This window comes from Streptomyces sp. SID12501, from assembly GCF_010550245.1.
Classification (GTDB): domain Bacteria; phylum Actinomycetota; class Actinomycetes; order Streptomycetales; family Streptomycetaceae; genus Streptomyces.
Genome location: NZ_JAAGLU010000992.1, coordinates 1 through 395, shown reverse-complemented (window position 1 = coordinate 395; position 395 = coordinate 1). Strand labels below are relative to the sequence as shown.

Sequence of the window (395 nt, the reverse complement as noted above, 5' to 3'; positions counted from 1 at the left end):
CCCTCTACGTCTCCGGCAGTGACCCGGCCCTCGTCCACCCGGCCATGGCCCGAGCCATGGACCAGGCCCTCGACCGCATTCACGCCATCCAGCAGGAGGCGCGCGCCGCGGGCACGGAGCCGGGCGCCGAGCGCGCACGCTGGCCGATGATCGTCCTTCGGACCCCCAAGGGCTGGACCGGCCCCGAGACCGTCGACGGCCAACCCGTCGAGGGCACCTGGCGCGCGCACCAAGTGCCGCTCGCAGGGGTCCGCGAGAACCCCGAACACCTGAAGCAACTGGAGAGCTGGATGCGCTCCTACCGACCGGAGGAGCTCTTCGGCGCCGAGGGCCGGCCGGCGCCGACCGTACTGGCCTGCGTACCGGAGGGCGAGCGCCGCCTGGGCGCGAGCCCG

At 74.4% G+C, this 395-nt stretch carries 1 pseudogene; it reads left to right on the top strand.

Features of this window, described 5'->3' with window-relative positions:
• Positions 1-395, top strand: a pseudogene (locus tag G3I71_RS49500) (phosphoketolase); the annotation flags it as partial.